We start from the raw sequence: 17,443 nt of genomic DNA, 5'->3' as shown, positions 1-17,443 counted from the left end.
ATTAAAACCAAAAGATCTGATCAAGCAACAAAAAATTTCACGCATCAAAAAATTTAGAAATAAGAAAAAATAAAAAAGAGCCAAGGCTCTTTTTTAGCGTGAAAGACGTTTGCGTTGTGATTTTTTACGACTTTGTTCGATAAATTCTTCTTTATCAATGTATTTTGGTAGTCCAGACGTGAAGTGCTTTACGGTGAGTGCTGCGACAGCGACACCGATTTCAATAGACTTTCCGATAAAATACCCTTTGACGAATTTGTTCATAAGAACTCCTTTCATTTTGGAAGAGAAAAACATTAATAAAGGTTAAACGTTTTCTCATTTTCTTGTGTTATACTTAATATATGATATTGGAGAAGAAAAATCAAGAGAAATCATTGAAAAATAAAGTTTTTGTTATTGTTGGACCAACTGCGGTCGGAAAAACGGCGTTAGGCATCGAATTATGCCAAAAATTTAATGGTGAAGTAATCTCTGGCGATTCACAGCAGGTGTATCGTGGACTAGACATCGGAACAGCAAAAGCATCCCAAAGTGAGCAAAATGCTGCGGTTCATCATTTGATTGATGTGCGCGATGTGGAAGAAAGTTATTCCGCATTTGATTTTGTCCATGAGGCAAATCAAGAGATTGAACAGATTTTGAGTGAGGGAAAAATTCCTGTCATTGTTGGTGGAACAGGACTCTATATTCAGGCTTTGATTGAGGGCTATCATCTGGGTGGTGAAAGTGCCCATAAGGAGATGATGGTGCTTAGAAAAGAGCTGTCAGTACTGACAGATGCTGAGCTGTTTGAAAAACTGACTCAAAAAAACATTGTGCTTAATGAACCCAACAGAAGACGCGCCATTCGCGCGCTAGAACTTGATCAATATGGACAAGGAGAGAATGTTGGCTCTCCCTACGACTTTTTTTTAATCGGTTTAAATACTTCGCGTGACGTGCTTTATGAGCGAATTGATGCACGCGTGGATGTCATGAGAACAAAAGGATTAGTAGAAGAAGCACGGCAACTGTTTGATGAATTTCCAAATGTTCAAGCTGCCCGAGCAATCGGATATAAGGAATTTTTTCCATATTTTAGAAATGAAATCACAGATAAAGAAGCACTAGAGAATGTCAAGAGAAATTCGCGCAGGTATGCCAAACGTCAACTCACGTGGTTTAAAAATCGGATGTCTGTTCCTTTTTTTGATGTTCGAGATGAAAATTACCCTCAAAATGTATTAGAAGCAGCTCAGAAATTTCTCGAAGAATCCCCTGTTTCGTGATATAATGAAAAGGAACGTTAAATTAGAAATGGATGAGAAAATGAATAAAAAATGGGTGGATTTGGCCATTAAATATGGTGGATTTATGGATCAGGATCGTGTTTTTTTAGAAAATCGCCTGGCAAATTTGAAGACGGATGAAGAAAAAAGAGCGCTTGTCGCACCGCCAGCGAGTGTTTTAAATGCTTATTTTGCAGAGCTATATCAAAAACGGTCTCCAAAAGAAGCGACGGACTATTTTTTCCAGCTCACACAAGCGCTTGAGATGTTTCAAGAGACGCCTGATTTTCATTTGGAAGGAAAAGCTGGTGCAGCACAATTTCGATTTGTCCGATTAAATCTATCTGGGAAATCATTTGGTTTTTGTTATAAAAATGAAAAAGAAGAAGCCATTGTTTTTAGTGAGTTTCCAATCAAAATCACACGGGAATTATGTTTTGAAATCGCACAAATTTTTCCAGATTATGTTTTACAAAATGAGAATGAACGCATTTTGATGAAGCCAGCACAGTTTCAGGCAGCATTTGAGCCGATGGAGAGTTTGTCAGCACTGACAGATTTAGCTGAAAACGAACAATTCATGCGATTATCAGGTTACAATATCGACGATTTATTCGAAGAAGCAGAAAAAATCCGATATTTTGAACCGCCTCTTTTACAATACGAACAAAAGAAATTTCATCTTTATATTAAAAAATTATTTTAAAAAAGTGTTCCAAGTTTGGAACGTTTTTTATTTTGGCACAATTCCATGATATAATAAGAGGTATAGAAAAGGAGCACATCAAACATGTGCTAGGAGGTTATGTTATGTCAGTATTTTTAGTCCCCCTTATTATTTTAGCCATCATTTTGATTCTCTTGATTGCAAGTTTCAGTACGTTGGCTTTTGTTGTCAAACAACAATCTGTGGCTATTGTTGAGCGTTTTGGAAAATATCAATTTACAGCAGGCCCAGGGTTTCATTTGAAATTGCCGTGGGGAATCGATCGGATTGCAGCACGGATCCAATTGCGTTTATTACAAACGGAGATGACTGTTGAGACAAAGACATCAGATAATGTCTTTGTCACGATGAATATTGCGACACAATATCGTGTCAATGAACAGTCCATTAAAGACGCGTATTACAAATTGATGAATCCAGGAGAGCAAATCAAAGCTTATATTGAGGATGCAATCCGCTCAGCAGTTCCAAAATTGATTTTGGATGATGTTTTTGAGAAAAAAGATGAAATCGCCCTTGAAGTTCAAAAAACGGTTGCTGAAGAAATGCAAACGTATGGCTACATCATCGTGAAAACCCTTATCACTAAAGTTGAACCAGATGCTGAAGTGAAACAATCCATGAATGAAATCAATGCTGCTCAACGGAAACAAGATGCAGCGCAGATGCTCGCTAACGCAAATAAAATCCAAGTGGTTACCGCAGCAGAAGCTGAAGCAGAAAAAGATCGGCTACATGGGGTCGGAATCGCAGAACAAAGAAAAGCCATCGTGGATGGACTTGCAGAACAAATTACAGAAATTAAAAAAATTGGTGTGGCACTTGATGAAGAACAAATCATGTCCATCTTATTGACCAACCAATATCTGGATACGCTCAATCAATTTGCAGATCATGGAAATTCAACGATTTTCCTTCCAGGTGGTGCGCAAGGAGCTGAAGAATTAAGAACGCAACTCTTGTCAGCTCTGGCAGCTGCTAAAAACTAAGCTTTTGTCACAAAGAAATCATGCGATAAAAAAAGCAGGACATTAAAGGAGAAAAGAAAGAACTTTTCTCTTTTTTTTGAGAAATAAAAATCGAAGCTTGATATTTTCCATTTTTTCTTGTAAAATAGAGAAGTTGAATAAGCGTCCGTAGTGTAATGGATATCACGTAAGATTCCGGTTCTTGAGATGGGGGTTCGATTCCCTCCGGACGCATAGATTGCATGGCAGTTTATGGGCGTGCGCCTTTCGTTTAACACTGTAAAATCGGATATTGTGAGTTTTCGCAATATTTTTTTAATCCAAAAGATGAGGTCAGCATGGAAATCCAATTTTTAGGTACAGGGGCAGGGCAACCTTCCAAAAGTCGCAATACACAAGCAATTGCGCTCAAATTATTAGATGAACGCAATGAAATTTGGCTTTTTGATTGTGGCGAAGCGACGCAACATCAAATTTTGAACACCACAATCAAACCACGTAAAATTACGAAAATTTTTATTACCCATTTGCATGGGGATCATATTTTTGGTCTGCCTGGTTTTCTTTCTAGTCGAAGTTTTCAATCTTCGGATGAGCAGACGGATCTTGAGCTTTATGGTCCTGTGGGATTAAAAAACTTTGTATTGACAAGCTTACGGATTTCGGGATCCAGACTAGCTTATCGGATTCATTTTCATGAGCTGGATAAAGAGGGAAAAGTCTTTGAAGACGATACGTTCGAGGTTCACACTCAAGCGCTTGATCATACGATTTTTTGCTTAGGTTATCGCGTCGTTGAAAAAAATCGTGTTGGAGAGTTGGATGCAGAGCGTCTGAAACAAGACGGATTGCCATTTGGTCCATTATTTGGCAAGGTGAAAAAAGGCGAGCGTGTGGAATACAATGGTAAAATCTTTGACCCAAAGCAGTATATTGGGGATGAAAAAATTGGTAAAATTGTGACCATTCTGGGGGACACGAGAAAAACAAACGCTGCGATAAGACTGGCTTATCAGGCAGATTTACTGGTTCATGAGGCGACGTATGAAGCTCAAGAAGAGAAAATGGCGAAAAATCATGGGCATTCGACCTCAAAACAAGCGGCACAAGTTGCACACGAAGCACAAGTAAAGCGCTTATTGTTGACGCACATCAGTGCGCGATATGTCGGCCCACTCGTGCAGTTACTGTCAAATGAAGCCAAGCAAGTGCATGAAAATTCATACGTTGTGAAAGATTTTTACGAGGAAAAAATTGACTAGAACGATTGTAATTACAGGAGCAACAGGAGATATTGCGCAGGAGCTGATCACAAGGTTACAAAATGACCACTTGATTTTGCTCTCAAGAAATCTGTCAGTACTGACAGAAAAATATGGGCATTTAAAAAATGTCACACTGATGGAAAATGCAGCACTTGAGAAAAATCCTCCGATGAAAGTGGATATTTTAATCAATAATGCTGGATTTGGCGTTTTCAAAAAGCTGTCAGCACTGACAGAAAGCGAAATTAAGCAACAATTTGCTGTCAATACGCTCTTTGCAATCCAGTGTGTGCGCTATTTTAATCCGCAAGTCCAGCTGATCACTATTGCCTCAATTGCAGGGAAGATTCCCAGTAGCAAATCAACCATTTATGCCGCCAGCAAAGCCGCCATTATCAGCTTTTCGGATGCCTTGCGCATGGAGCGACAAGAACTATTGGTCACCACAGTCAACACAGGACCAGTTTTGACAAAATTCCATCAAAATCATTCAGAATACCTGAAAAAAGTAGGAAAAAATGCGGTCAGTGCAGCATTTGTTGCAGAAAAAATCATTCACATCCTCGGAAAAAACAAACCCGAATTAAATCTGCCCTGGCAAATGGCAGTGGTCGCAAAATGTAGAGCACTCGCGCCAATTTTGACAGACCGGATGGCCAGAAAATTTTTCGATTTCAAATAATTTGGTAAAATCTCATGAGATTTTATCACGCATCATGCAAAGAAATAAGAGAAAAATAAGAAATGATAAATTCACATTATAATTGGGAATTGGATGAAACCACTGTTTCAGAAGATTTCCTTAGCTTAACAAAACCCTACCACATGGATCGTCTGACAAGTCAGATTTTGTGGCAAAGAGGAATTCAGACAAAAGCAGCGCTTGCAGGATTTTTAAATCCAACGCTTGAGCAGCTCTATGATCCTTTTTTGCTGCATGACATGAAAAAAGCAGTCACAAGAATCTTGCAAGCCATCGAAAAAAATGAGCGCATCCTTATTTACGGTGATTATGATGCCGATGGAATGACATCAAGTTCGGTCATGAAATCAGCGCTCGATGAGCTTGGAGCGCAAGTTCAAGTTTATCTTCCCAATCGCTTTACAGATGGCTATGGACCAAATCTTGAAGTGTACAAGTATTTTATCGAAAATGAACAGATTGATTTGATCATTACAGTGGACAATGGTGTGGCAGGATTTGAGGCGATTAAATACGCGCAAAACGCAGGCGTTGACGTTGTAGTGACAGATCATCACAGTATGCCAGAACAACTTCCGCCAGCTTATGCAATCGTGCATCCAGAGCATCCAGATAGTGAGTATCCTTTCAAATACTTGGCGGGTGTTGGCGTCGCTTTTAAGGTGGCTTGTGCACTCCTTGAGTACATTCCGACAGAGATGCTTGATTTAGTCGCTATCGGGACCATCGCAGACATGGTTTCGTTGACCGATGAAAACCGAGTTTTAGTGACTTATGGACTGAAAATTCTTGCACAAACAGAACGTGTAGGATTGCAAGAGCTGATGCGCCTTGCAGGATGCGATTTTGAAAATATCAACGAAGAAACCGTAGGATTCATGATTGCACCACGATTAAACGCGCTCGGTCGGTTAGATGATCCCAATCCAGCAGTGACGTTATTGACTGGATGGGACGAGGATGAGGGCGCAGCCATCGCTCAAATGATCGAAGAAAAAAATACAGCGCGAAAACAAATCACAGAGCAGATCTTTGAAAAAGCGCGCACGATGGTGACAGACGAGCCCGTTCAAGTGCTTTACCACAAAGATTGGCACAAAGGTGTTCTTGGCATTGTTGCTGGACGTTTACTCGAAGAACTTCAAAAACCGGTCATCATGTTGGCACTCGAAGATGGTATTTTACGTGGCTCTGCGCGCTCGACTGAAAATTTTGATATTTTCAAAGCGTTGAATGCACATCGCTCATTATTCATTGCATTTGGTGGGCATAAACAGGCTGCAGGAATGACGCTTGAACTTGAAAATGTGCCTGCGATAAAAAAAGCCATGTCAGATTATATTATGACTGAAAAACTCGACATGACAAAAAAACCAATCCTTAAATTAGAACAAGAAAGTAGGCTTAAAGACCTGTCTTTAGCAACCATTGAGAATCTCTCAAAGCTTGCTCCTTTTGGTATGGATCATCCTAAACCTCGATTTTTGGTTGAAAATTTTGAGGTCACACAAAGTCGTAGCATGGGCAAAGATAATGCACACCTGAAACTCAGAATCAAGCAAGATTCAACCACATTAGATGCCATATACTTTGGTCATGGTCCTCAGCAATTAGAATTCAATCAATCCGACACAAAGCTCGCCGTCAGCCTTGCAACAAATACATGGAACGGCAACACCAGTCTCCAACTTAGAATCGAAGATGCAAAAGCCTGTGGCATTGAGTTGATTGACATTCGTAGTCAAAAAATTAATTTACCAGAACATACAGTTATTTTTGCAAATAATACACTAAAAAATGATATAATGAAAGAAGTGCTTATTTTAGCTGATGCACCAACAACTTCTGACGGGCTGTCAGTGCTGACAAAAGCGATTGACATGCCAGAGCTCAAGTTGATTTACTTTAAAAATGAAATCGCAAAAGCGTATTATCTGACCGGTTTTGGGACACGCGAGCAGTATGCAAAATTATATCAAGCAATTAAGAAATTCCCAGAATTTGACGTCCGATATAAGCTCAAAAGTTTAGCAGACTATCTCAAAATTCCAGAACTGTTGCTGATTAAGATGATTCAAGTTTTTCAAGAACTTGATTTTGTGAGCATCACTGATGGACTCATGAAAGTCAATAAAGATGCCGCAAGACGAGAAATTTCTGAAAGTAACATCTATCAAAATTTAAAAAAACTTGTCCGTTTGCAAGAATTGTTTGCCCTCGCACCAGTAAAAGAAATTTATCACACTTTAAAAAAAGGAGAAGTCAAAATTTAAATCCTGTCAGTACTGACAAAAGCTCAAAAAGCGCTGTCAGCACTGACAAAAAGAAGATTTGACACAAAGAACATGGAACTTAAAGATTATATTGCAACCATCAACGATTATCCTAAAAAAGGCATTGTTTTTCGGGACATTAGCCCTTTGATGGCAGACGGAAATGCGTATAATTACGCGGCGACTGAAATTGTTCAATATGCACGCGATAAACAAATTGATATGGTTGTAGGTCCTGAAGCACGTGGCTTTATCATTGGATGTCCTGTTGCTTTTGCACTTGGCGTTGGATTTGCACCCGTTCGTAAGCCAGGAAAATTACCCCGTGAAGTGATCGAAGCGACTTACGAAAAAGAATATGGGACAGATACATTGACCATGCACGCTGACAGCATCAAAAAAGGGCAACGCGTCCTCATTGTGGATGATTTACTGGCCACAGGTGGAACCATTAAAGCCACAATTGAGCTCGTTGAAAAATTAGGAGGCATCGTTGTTGGTGCAGCATTTCTTATCGAACTTGACGCACTCCACGGACGCGACAAAATCGGAAATTACGACTATAAAGTGTTGATGCACTACTAAAATCAATAAAAAACAACATAAAAAGCGCATAAGCAAGCAGTTACATATTGACAGCGCGCGAAAATTGATATAAAATATCACAATAAAGAAAAATCAGAAAAGAGAGCTAAAAGTTGAAAATTACAGCCTTAGAAGGACAAAAAATCGAAGAACTTTCAATGATTGAAGTCGCCCATGCTATTTTAGAGCAAAATGGGAAAGAATTAACTTTTGCTGAAATTTTGAATGCTGTTCAAGATTACTTACAAAAATCAGATGACGAAATCAAAGCCACCATCGGTCGCTTCTACACTGAAATGAATACAGACGGAAGCTTCATTCCACTTGGAAATAACGTATGGGCTTTGCGTTCATGGTATGCAATTGATGAAATTGACGAAGAAGTGATTGCGCTTGATGAGCTGGATGATGAAGACGAAGCACCCATCAAAAAACGCAGCAAAGTCAATGCCTTTGGCATCGAAGATGAAATTGATCCAGAAGACGAAGCAACGCCAACCCCAGAAGATGAAGTCATTTATGACGATGAAAATCCAGATGATGAAAAAGACGAAGTTGAAGCGTATGATGCAGAACTCAAAGAAGTCGAGTTGGATAATGTCGAAGACGACGTGGACATCGATGTAGATGACGACGACGATGATGACGACAGGGAAGACGACGAAGATTAAGAGGAATAAAAGTGAGGGCGCATCCTCACTTTTATGAATATTTCGTTCTAATTGAATAAAATAGGGCGATAGTCTAAAATAGAACTAAGCGCCGTTTTAAAGCTCAAATGAGTAAAAAACGACATCTATCCAAATTTTCAACTTTCAAGGAGAAAAAAATTGGTCGAAAAAGATACTACTGAATTTTCAAGAGAAAGTTTCAAGGAAAAAATTTTACGCCAACTTGAAGAAGGCAATGAAGGAAGAATGGTAAAGCAAGACTTTGAAAAAAGATCGCAAGAAGAACCAACGCTCCCTCAGTTTTTGCAAGAAAAAGAACCTGCTTTTACGCGTAAAAATGGTCTCCCACATATCCCGGATGATTTTGATCTCCCCACGCCCTTTAACAAAGGAGATTTTGGTGAGAAACTAAAGCAACAAAATGATCAACCAAAAGAACCAGGAGAAGTCACAAAAGAGGACTTTCTAAAAGCTTCAAGCGAACCTTATCATTTTGATAAGAATAATTTTGACGCCATAAAAAAAGAAGTTGAATATCAAGCCCCACTCGCTTTTGAGCGCCCTATTTTTGATCCAATCGACCAGCCGCATTATTCAAGAAAAAGTGCCCAAACGCAAGACGAATTCACCCAAGGTGAAGATGGAGTAGAAAAAATGCCCCAAACAAAACGTCAAAATTCAAAACATCCAGCGCCAAAGCACAAAAATAAGAAAAAAAACAAAAAGAAAAAAACAAAAAATACTGCAGGTCGGATTATCGCAGTGATTGTTGTAATTTTTGTCTTGGCAGCCGCAGCCGCAGGATGGTATAGTTACAGCTATGTCAAATCAGGTGTTTTACCGCTTAATCCTAAAGATCACACGATCAAAGCCATTAACATTCCAGCAGGGTCAAGCAGCAAGCAGATTGGATCGATTTTGGAAAAAGATGGCATCATCCGAAATGGAGCAATTTTCCAGTATTACACGAAATTTAAAAATTATACAGGGTTTAAGTCAGGATATTATAACTTATCTCCTAGCATGTCCCTCTCAAGTATCGCAAAAGACCTCCAAGAAGGAGGCACTCAAAAACCGGTTGATCCAACACTTGGAAAAGTGACCATTCCAGAAGGACTTACGCTTGAGCAAATCGCAAAGCGCATTACCATCAACGCTGACGAAAAAAATGCAAAAACACCATTTAGCGAAGCAGATTTCATGAAAGTCGTCCAAGATCCGACGTTTATTGCAAAGATGGCGACAGCATATCCAAATCTATTTAAGTCCCTTCCTCAAAAGAGTGCAGGGGTAAAATATCAGCTTGAAGGCTACTTGTTCCCAGCGACCTATGATTATACAAAAAAATCAACCGTTGAAACACTGGTGACAAGTATGATTGAAGCCATGAACACACAATTGACGCCTTATTATTCACAAATCGCATCAAGCACACGTTCTGTCAATCAAGTCTTAAGCTTAGCTTCTATTGTTGAAAAAGAAGCCAACAATGACGATGATCGTAGAAATGTAGCAGGCACCTTTAATAATCGAGAAGCAGCAGGAATGACGCTGGATTCAAATTCAACCGTGCTCTATGCCGAAGGGAAATTGGGCGATCATACGACGCTCACACAAGATGCCACCATTAATACGTCTCTAAACTCCCCATACAACACTTATCTTTACAAGGGAGCTGGACCTGGACCAATTGATAGTCCAAGTTTATCATCCATCACTGCCGTATTAAAGCCAGCACAAAATCAATATTATTATTTTGTAGCAGACGTCACGACTGGAAAAGTATATTTTGCAAAAACACTTGCTGAGCAAAATGAAAATGTCCAAACCTACGTCAATGCGAAACTTAAAAAATAAAAAAATACTTCACCCAAAATGTTAAAAAGGATAACTCAAAAAATGGTAGAAAAAACATATCAAATGACCGCAGATGGTCTTGAAAAATTAGAAAAAGAACTTGAAAATCTCAAATTAGTGAAACGTCCAGAAGTCATTGATCGGATAAAGGTTGCACGGGGTTACGGAGACCTCTCAGAAAACTCCGAATATGAGGCAGCAAAAGACGAGCAAGCTTTCATTGAAGGACGCATATCAACTGTTGAAACCATGATTCGCTACGCTGAAATTGTCGATAGCACCTCAGTAGCAAAAGACGAAGTCTCACTCGGAAAAACAGTCACTTTCCAAGAACTTGGAGAGCCAGAGCCAGAAACATACACCATTGTCGGAACCGCAGAAGCAGATCCGTTTTCTGGAAAAATTTCAAATGAATCTCCAATCGCACAAGCATTGATTGGTCGAAAAATCGGCGATACAGTAAAAATCCCACTCCCAGTAGGTGAGATGGAAGTTACAATCAAAGCAGTGCAATAAAAATCTAAGATTGAAAAAAACGACTTGTCCCAGTTTTAGGACAAGTCATTTTTTTGACGTTTTGATCAAAAAAATGAGAAAACTTAGAAAACTTCTCACTTCCTGTAATTTTACACCAAAAACACTTCAATTTTAAAAAAAAAAGAACGGGATTATCACACTAAAATCCAGATTTGAAATTCACGAGAGGAGATAATAGTTGTATCTCATCCAATAAAACGATAAAATAGTCAATAAAGGTCAAACAAATAAAGAAAAAAGTAAAGGAGCGAAAATGACGACACCAAACACCTCAGACATTATAGAAGCCTATTTGAGAAAGCTCCTAGAAGATGCGGCTGAAATTGAGATTAAGCGCGTTGATTTGGCCAATCAATTTGACGTGGTGCCCTCACAAATCAACTATGTCATCAAGACAAGATTCACAGCTTCCAAAGGATTTGATGTCGAATCAAAACGCGGCGGCGGCGGCTATATCAAAATTGTAAAATATCACTACTCTGCCAGACACGAATTTTTGACAGATTTATATCAAAAAATTCCAATAAGCATACCGGCTCGAGTAGCACACGATATTATTCAGTTACTCTTTGATGAAAAAGTGCTCACAGAGCGTGAAGGAAATTTGTTATTACTTGTCATCACTGACGACGCTGTAAGTGCTGGAGCAAGAAGCCAAATGATGAAAAATTTAATCCAAAGATTAGACAGGGAAGAATAAAATGAATGATTATGATGTTGAATTAACCCCCATAGCAATAAAAATAATTGAAAAAGCAACAGATTTAGCCTATCAATACGAATTTGGTGTGATCGAGAGTGGACATTTATTGAGCGCGATGGCCAATACACCAGGATCCATCGCCTACTCTATCTTAATGAGTCAAAACATTGACCCAGAAGACATGCTTTTAGATTTAGAGGAAATTTCGAGTCACATTAAAACAAAGCGTAGCGAAATCACTTTTTCCCCTCGCTTACAAGAAATCATTGAAGTAGCCTCAAATATTGCACTTCTTAATGACAGTGAGCAGATTGGGACAGAGCATCTCCTTTATGCGATGTTACAGCATGATCAAGGCTCAGCGATTCAATTATTAAATCTGCAAAAAGTTGGTCATAAAGCCTTACGAGATGAATTAAAAAAGAAAACCCAGCTGCGCACGCCAAAACCGAAAAAAGCGGTGACGCCGATGTCAAAACGTGAACTAAATCAAGACATTGACGAAAATTCGAATACGCCCACATTAGACACCGTATCAATCAATCTCACCCAAGCTGCGCGTGAGGGGAAACTTGATCCAATGATTGGACGCGAAAAAGAAATCGAGCGTTTGATCCATATTTTGAGTCGAAGAACCAAAAATAATCCTGTCCTTGTCGGTGAACCCGGTGTAGGAAAAACAGCAATTATCGAAGGATTAGCAGCGCGTGTAGCAAAAGGAGATGTGCCGTTTGGTTTGATCAACAGCCGCATCATGTCGTTAAATATGGCCGCAGTAGTCGCAGGAACAAAATTCCGCGGTGAATTTGAAGACCGATTAACAGCGATTGTTGATGAAGTCAGCCAAGCTGATGGAGTGATTGTCTTTGTAGATGAGTTACACACTATCGTAGGAGCAGGTGGCGGGATGGATTCGGTCACAGACGCATCAAACATTTTAAAACCAGCACTGGCAAGAGGAAGTTTCCAGCTCATTGGTGCAACAACATATCATGAATACCAAAAGTACATTGAAAAGGATGAAGCACTCGAACGCCGCTTTGCACGCGTCACTGTTGATGAACCAAATGAAGCGGACGCGATTGCAATATTGACAGGACTCAAAGAAAAATTTGAAGCCTTTCATGACATTACCATTACGGATCAAGCAATCGAGCAAGCGGTGAAACTCAGCATGCGCTATATGCCGAGTCGTCGTTTACCAGATAAAGCCATTGACTTACTTGATGAAGCAGCTGCAGCGGTCAAGATCACCTCAAAAAATAATCAATCCAAACTGATTGACTTAGAGAATGACTACGATCAAACCGAAGAAAAACTGACCCAAGCCATTTCAGAGTTGAACATCAAAAAAGCCCATCAACTTGAAAAAACACTCAAAACACTCAACAAACAAATGAACGACTTTACGCTCACAAGTAATAAAAAAGAAGCCGTTACACAAGAAGCCGTTGTTAATGTCGTTAGCAACTTGACTGGTGTTCCAGTCAAACAAATGACCAAATCTGAAAGCGAGCGTCTCATCAAGCTTGAAAAAGAATTACATCAGCGTGTAATTGGACAAGAAGAAGCCATATCAGCTGTTGCACGTGCGATTAGACGCTCACGCTCTGGGATTGCAGACGGCCGCCGCCCAATGGGTTCATTTATGTTTTTAGGACCGACTGGTGTTGGAAAAACAGAACTCGCAAAAGCATTAGCAGAGAGTGTTTTTGGCAGTGAGGAAAACATGATTCGCATTGACATGAGTGAGTACATGGAGAAGTTCTCCACCTCTCGTTTGATCGGTGCTCCTCCAGGATATGTTGGCTATGACGAAGGAGGACAGCTAACAGAGCGCGTGCGCAATCATCCTTATTCAGTTGTTTTACTGGATGAAGTGGAAAAAGCACATCCTGATGTGTTCAATATCATGCTTCAAATTCTTGATGATGGCTTTGTGACAGATACCAAAGGCCGCAAAGTTGATTTTAGAAACACCATCATCATCATGACATCTAATCTTGGCGCAACAGCACTTCGAGATGATAAAACAGTTGGTTTTGGTGCAAAATCATCGCACGCAGATTATCAAGCGATGAAAAAGCGCATTTTAGAAGAATTAAAACAACACTATCGTCCTGAATTTCTCAATCGAATTGATGAAACTATCGTCTTTCATTCTTTAACCGAAGAAGAAATCAGAGAAATTGTAAAAATTATGAGTAACTCTCTCATCAAACGTTTATCAGAACAAGGAATAAATGTGAAACTAACTTCGTCAGCAATCCAATACATTGCAAACGAAGGTTTTGATCCAGTTTATGGTGCAAGACCCTTGCGTAAAGCACTCCAACGTGAAATTGAGGACCTTCTCGCAGAGCAATTGCTCCGCGGTGAAATTAAAAAAGGAGAGGCTATTTCTATCGGAGTAAATAACAAAAAAATTAAAGTTACACATAATATTTGAGATAAAAACGTTTTCATGTTATAATTTAATTAGAAATAAAGGAAAGGGTGGTTCTAAGAGTGTTAGAAGATTACTTGAAAAGAACTCCTCAAAGTTCTACGCACATCAAGTAAGGTTTATGATTCAACTTGCTTCGAGAAGATTGAACGCATCATCTCAACAGCAATTGAGTGATAATAAGAATGCTCTAAATCACAAAGGTGCATCTTATGATCAAATTTAATATCCGTGGAGAAAATGTAGAAGTTTCTGAAGCAATCCGCGCTTACGTTGAAGGAAAAATCCAAAAACTCGACAAGTATTTCAACGATGGTCATGAAGTGACAGCCTACGTAAATCTTAAAGTATATACTGAGAAACGCGCAAAGGTTGAAGTAACAATTCCCGCAAAGAATGTCACACTAAGAGCTGAGCATACCTCAGAAGATATGTATGCCTCAATTGATTTTGTAGAAGAAAAATTAGAACGTCAAATCCGGAAATACAAAACACGGACAAACCGTCGGCCACGCAACAGTGTTCCAACAGCAAAAATCTTTACCGATGAGTTTGCACCACTAGCACCAGCCCAAGAAGTTGAAGATGCTGGAATTACGATTGTTCGGACAAAACATGTCGCCCTAAAACCTATGGATGCCGAAGAAGCAGTCCTCCAAATGGAGATGCTCGGACATGATTTCTACGTCTTCACAGACTCAGAAACAGATGCAACAAACGTTGTTTATCGTCGAGAAGATGGTCGCTTTGGTGTTATCGAAACGAAATAAATGTAAAAAGGTTGACAAATGTCAGCCTTTTTTAAATTTATTTATTAAATTATTGACATTTAAACATTTTAGCGGTAAAATGTAAGAGTAACAAATATTTAAAACAGGCAGATAGGAGACAATTATGTCAAAAGTAGCAATCGTTACAGGAGCAGGCCAAGGGATTGGATTTGCAATTGCAAAACGACTTTATAAAGATGGATTCAAAGTTGCAGTATTGGACTACAACGAAGAAATCGCACAAAAAGCAGCCACAGCACTCGGAGAAGACGCAATCGCAGTGAATGCAGACGTGTCAAATCGCGATCAAGTTATTGCGGCATTTGAAGCTGTCGTAGAAAAATTTGGCGACTTAAACGTTGTTGTAAATAATGCAGGAATCGCACCAACCACACCAATCGAAACCATCACACCAGAACTTTTCCATAAAGTTTATGACATCAATATCGGAGGCGTGTTGTGGGGCACACAAACCGCCACAGCAATCTATCGTCGCTTAGGACATGGCGGAAAAATCATTAACGCAACATCGCAAGCAGGAGTAGTTGGAAATCCAAACTTGATGCTCTACTCATCATCAAAATTCGCAGTACGTGGCATGACACAAATCGCAGCACGTGATCTCGCAGAAGAAGGCATCACAGTAAATGCATACGCACCAGGAATTGTCAAAACACCAATGATGTATGACATTGCACACCAAGTCGGTAAAAATGCAGGAAAAGATGACGAATGGGGAATGCAAACATTCGCAAAAGACATCGCCATGAAACGCCTCTCAGAACCAGAAGACGTAGCGAACGTAGTCGGATTCCTTGCAGGACCAGATTCAAACTACATCACAGGACAAACCATCATCGTAGATGGTGGAATGCAATTCCATTAATCCAAAAGAAAGCGAGTTTTCCTCGCTTTTTTCATATAAAAAAATACAAGTAAGTGAATGTAAGCGTGAAACCTTGTGAACTTTGGATGTGACACAATTTTCACTTGAAAAAAAATTGTAAAAATAGTAAAATGAAGGAGTATTAAGAGTGCAGACGCACTTAAAAATAATAAGGAGACAAAAATGTCAATTATTACTGATATTTACGCTCGCGAAGTCCTTGACTCACGCGGTAACCCAACACTTGAAGTTGAAGTTTACACTGAAGACGGCGGATTCGGTCGCGGTATGGTACCTTCAGGTGCTTCTACTGGTGAACACGAAGCAGTTGAACTTCGTGATGGCGACAAATCACGCTACGGCGGAAAAGGTGTTCAAAAAGCAGTTGACAATGTAAACAACATCATCGCTGAAGCAATCATCGGTTATGAAGTGACAGATCAACAAGCCATTGACCGTGCAATGATCGCTCTTGACGGCACACCAACAAAAGCAAAACTTGGTGCTAACGCTATCCTTGGTGTTTCTATCGGTGCTGCTCGTGCTGCTGCTGACGAACTTGGTGTTCCACTTTACAACTACCTTGGTGGATTCAACGCTAAAGTATTGCCAACACCAATGATGAACATCATCAACGGTGGATCACACGCTGCAAACTCAATCGACTTCCAAGAATTCATGATCATGCCTATCGGAGCTCCTACTTTCAAAGAAGCACTCCGTTACGGAGCTGAAGTATTCCACGCTTTGGCTGCAGTATTGAAATCTAAAGGTTACTCAACTGCTGTTGGTGACGAAGGTGGATATGCTCCTGACCTTAAATCTAACGATGAAGGATTCGATGTTATCCTTGAAGCAATCGAAAAAGCTGGATACGTTGCAGGAAAAGACATCGTCTTTGCGATGGATGCTGCATCATCAGAATTCTACAACAAAGAAACTGGTCTTTACGAATTCGGTAAATTGGCAAACAAACCTGAATCAGAATGGGAACTCCGTACTGAAGATGACATGATCAACTACTACAAAGGTTTGGTTGAAAAATATCCAATTATCTCTATCGAAGACGGTCTTGATGAAAACGACTGGGATGGATGGGTTAAATTCACTAAAGAACTTGGCGACAAAGTTCAACTCGTTGGTGATGACTTCTTCGTTACAAACACAGATTACCTTGCAAAAGGAATCAAACTTGGTGCATCAAACGCAATCTTGATCAAAGTAAACCAAATCGGTACTTTGACAGAAACATTTGAAGCAATCGAAATGGCTAAAGAAGCAGGCTTCACAGCTATCGTTTCTCACCGTTCAGGTGAAACAGAAGATGCAACAATCGCTGATATCGCTGTTGCAACTAACGCTGGTCAAATCAAAACTGGTTCACTTTCACGTACAGACCGTATCGCTAAATATAACCAATTGCTCCGCATCGAAGATCAATTGGCTGAAGTAGCACAATACAAAGGTCTTAAATCATTCTACAACATTCCTAACAACAAATTTGTTGACTAATCTTGGAATGATTCGAAAATGAATTAAAAAATAAAATGCACGACTTGTACCTGAAATCTGGCGTATGACGTGCATTTTTTTGTACAAAATAATAATATGTCAAACATAATATTTTCTCCCTAAAAATGAAGTGAAACGCCTACAACAAAAAATTCAAAAACAGTACAGTGTAAACAAAATTTATCCTGTCTGTAATGCTAGCGTCATGAAATGAGCGTATTCTTATCTATCTATCTATCTATCTATCTATCTATCTATCTATCTATCTA

The 17,443-nt window shown here is 39.5% G+C and carries 16 protein-coding genes and 1 tRNA gene; 16 read left to right on the top strand and 1 reads right to left on the bottom strand.

Translation table 11 applies throughout. The features are described 5' to 3' along the window. Positions 1 to 93 precede the first annotated feature (93 nt). Positions 94 to 264, bottom strand: coding sequence for a DUF3042 family protein (locus GHI93_RS03580; RefSeq protein ID WP_153495672.1), 171 nt, complete (start codon positions 262 to 264; stop codon positions 94 to 96). Between the two features lie 113 nt (positions 265 to 377). On the opposite strand from GHI93_RS03580, the gene miaA reads away from it, so the two are divergent. From miaA to eno, 16 genes are all read left to right on the top strand, one after another. Further along, on the top strand, positions 378 to 1,271 hold the full coding sequence (gene miaA / locus GHI93_RS03575; protein ID WP_415579489.1) for a tRNA (adenosine(37)-N6)-dimethylallyltransferase MiaA: 894 nt from the start codon (positions 378 to 380) through the stop codon (positions 1,269 to 1,271). Between the two features lie 40 nt (positions 1,272 to 1,311). Continuing rightward, the gene (locus GHI93_RS03570; RefSeq protein ID WP_153495669.1) at positions 1,312 to 1,977 is read left to right on the top strand and encodes a hypothetical protein; all 666 of its coding nucleotides are present in this window, start codon (positions 1,312 to 1,314) and stop codon (positions 1,975 to 1,977) included. 104 nt (positions 1,978 to 2,081) lie between these two features. Continuing rightward, positions 2,082 to 2,987, top strand: a complete 906-nt coding sequence (locus tag GHI93_RS03565) for an SPFH domain-containing protein (RefSeq protein ID WP_153495667.1) — start codon at positions 2,082 to 2,084, stop codon at positions 2,985 to 2,987. Positions 2,988 to 3,128: 141 nt separating this feature from the next. Continuing rightward, a tRNA-Arg gene (locus tag GHI93_RS03560) sits at positions 3,129 to 3,200 on the top strand. A gap of 104 nt (positions 3,201 to 3,304) precedes the next feature. After that, positions 3,305 to 4,228 (top strand): ribonuclease Z, encoded by a 924-nt coding sequence (gene rnz / locus GHI93_RS03555; RefSeq protein WP_153495666.1) that lies wholly within the window; start codon positions 3,305 to 3,307, stop codon positions 4,226 to 4,228. Then, entirely contained in the window at positions 4,221 to 4,913 is a 693-nt protein-coding gene (locus tag GHI93_RS03550; protein WP_153495664.1) for an SDR family NAD(P)-dependent oxidoreductase, read from the top strand. The genes rnz and GHI93_RS03550 overlap by 8 nt, the downstream gene beginning before the upstream one ends. Positions 4,914 to 4,975: 62 nt before the next feature. Further along, entirely contained in the window at positions 4,976 to 7,207 is a 2,232-nt protein-coding gene (recJ, locus tag GHI93_RS03545) for a single-stranded-DNA-specific exonuclease RecJ (protein WP_153495662.1), read from the top strand. Positions 7,208 to 7,279: 72 nt separating this feature from the next. Beyond that, complete coding sequence (locus GHI93_RS03540) at positions 7,280 to 7,792, top strand: adenine phosphoribosyltransferase (protein ID WP_153495660.1); 513 nt, start codon at positions 7,280 to 7,282, stop codon at positions 7,790 to 7,792. 113 nt (positions 7,793 to 7,905) lie between these two features. Further along, complete coding sequence (rpoE, locus tag GHI93_RS03535; RefSeq protein ID WP_153495658.1) at positions 7,906 to 8,463, top strand: DNA-directed RNA polymerase subunit delta; 558 nt, start codon at positions 7,906 to 7,908, stop codon at positions 8,461 to 8,463. A gap of 159 nt (positions 8,464 to 8,622) precedes the next feature. Then, complete coding sequence (mltG, locus tag GHI93_RS03530) at positions 8,623 to 10,320, top strand: endolytic transglycosylase MltG (RefSeq protein WP_153495656.1); 1,698 nt, start codon at positions 8,623 to 8,625, stop codon at positions 10,318 to 10,320. 42 nt (positions 10,321 to 10,362) lie between these two features. Continuing rightward, positions 10,363 to 10,836: a transcription elongation factor GreA gene (greA, locus tag GHI93_RS03525; protein WP_153495654.1), complete on the top strand. Its 474-nt coding sequence runs from the start codon at positions 10,363 to 10,365 to the stop codon at positions 10,834 to 10,836. A gap of 274 nt (positions 10,837 to 11,110) precedes the next feature. Then, positions 11,111 to 11,557 (top strand): CtsR family transcriptional regulator, encoded by a 447-nt coding sequence (locus GHI93_RS03520; protein WP_153495652.1) that lies wholly within the window; start codon positions 11,111 to 11,113, stop codon positions 11,555 to 11,557. 1 nt (position 11,558) lies between these two features. Further along, positions 11,559 to 14,009 (top strand): ATP-dependent Clp protease ATP-binding subunit, encoded by a 2,451-nt coding sequence (locus GHI93_RS03515; RefSeq protein WP_153495651.1) that lies wholly within the window; start codon positions 11,559 to 11,561, stop codon positions 14,007 to 14,009. Between the two features lie 209 nt (positions 14,010 to 14,218). Further along, positions 14,219 to 14,776 (top strand): ribosome hibernation-promoting factor, HPF/YfiA family, encoded by a 558-nt coding sequence (gene hpf, locus GHI93_RS03510; RefSeq protein ID WP_153495649.1) that lies wholly within the window; start codon positions 14,219 to 14,221, stop codon positions 14,774 to 14,776. A 124-nt stretch (positions 14,777 to 14,900) separates the two neighbouring features. Continuing rightward, positions 14,901 to 15,662 carry a (S)-acetoin forming diacetyl reductase gene (locus GHI93_RS03505; RefSeq protein ID WP_153495647.1) on the top strand — a complete coding sequence of 254 codons (762 nt, stop codon included), beginning with the start codon at positions 14,901 to 14,903 and terminating at the stop codon, positions 15,660 to 15,662. A 183-nt stretch (positions 15,663 to 15,845) separates the two neighbouring features. Continuing rightward, positions 15,846 to 17,174: a phosphopyruvate hydratase gene (gene eno / locus GHI93_RS03500; RefSeq protein WP_153495645.1), complete on the top strand. Its 1,329-nt coding sequence runs from the start codon at positions 15,846 to 15,848 to the stop codon at positions 17,172 to 17,174. Positions 17,175 to 17,443: the final 269 nt, after the last annotated feature.

This window comes from Lactococcus hircilactis, assembly GCF_009601015.1.
Lineage (GTDB): Bacteria > Bacillota > Bacilli > Lactobacillales > Streptococcaceae > Lactococcus > Lactococcus hircilactis.
This window is presented reverse-complemented; position numbering and strand designations above follow the sequence as displayed.

Bases quoted from the DNA above. Each gene is read 5' to 3' on its own strand.
- recJ (WP_153495662.1), top strand. From the start codon at position 4,976: ATGATAAATTCACATTATAATTGGGAATTGGATGAAACCACTGTTTCA.
- GHI93_RS03570 (WP_153495669.1), top strand. From the start codon at position 1,312: ATGAATAAAAAATGGGTGGATTTGGCCATTAAATATGGTGGATTTATG.
- eno (WP_153495645.1), top strand. From the start codon at position 15,846: ATGTCAATTATTACTGATATTTACGCTCGCGAAGTCCTTGACTCACGC.
- GHI93_RS03580 (WP_153495672.1), bottom strand. From the start codon at position 264: ATGAACAAATTCGTCAAAGGGTATTTTATCGGAAAGTCTATTGAAATC.
- rnz (WP_153495666.1), top strand. From the start codon at position 3,305: ATGGAAATCCAATTTTTAGGTACAGGGGCAGGGCAACCTTCCAAAAGT.
- GHI93_RS03505 (WP_153495647.1), top strand. From the start codon at position 14,901: ATGTCAAAAGTAGCAATCGTTACAGGAGCAGGCCAAGGGATTGGATTT.
- hpf (WP_153495649.1), top strand. From the start codon at position 14,219: ATGATCAAATTTAATATCCGTGGAGAAAATGTAGAAGTTTCTGAAGCA.
- greA (WP_153495654.1), top strand. From the start codon at position 10,363: ATGGTAGAAAAAACATATCAAATGACCGCAGATGGTCTTGAAAAATTA.
- GHI93_RS03520 (WP_153495652.1), top strand. From the start codon at position 11,111: ATGACGACACCAAACACCTCAGACATTATAGAAGCCTATTTGAGAAAG.
- GHI93_RS03515 (WP_153495651.1), top strand. From the start codon at position 11,559: ATGAATGATTATGATGTTGAATTAACCCCCATAGCAATAAAAATAATT.
- GHI93_RS03540 (WP_153495660.1), top strand. From the start codon at position 7,280: ATGGAACTTAAAGATTATATTGCAACCATCAACGATTATCCTAAAAAA.
- GHI93_RS03565 (WP_153495667.1), top strand. From the start codon at position 2,082: ATGTCAGTATTTTTAGTCCCCCTTATTATTTTAGCCATCATTTTGATT.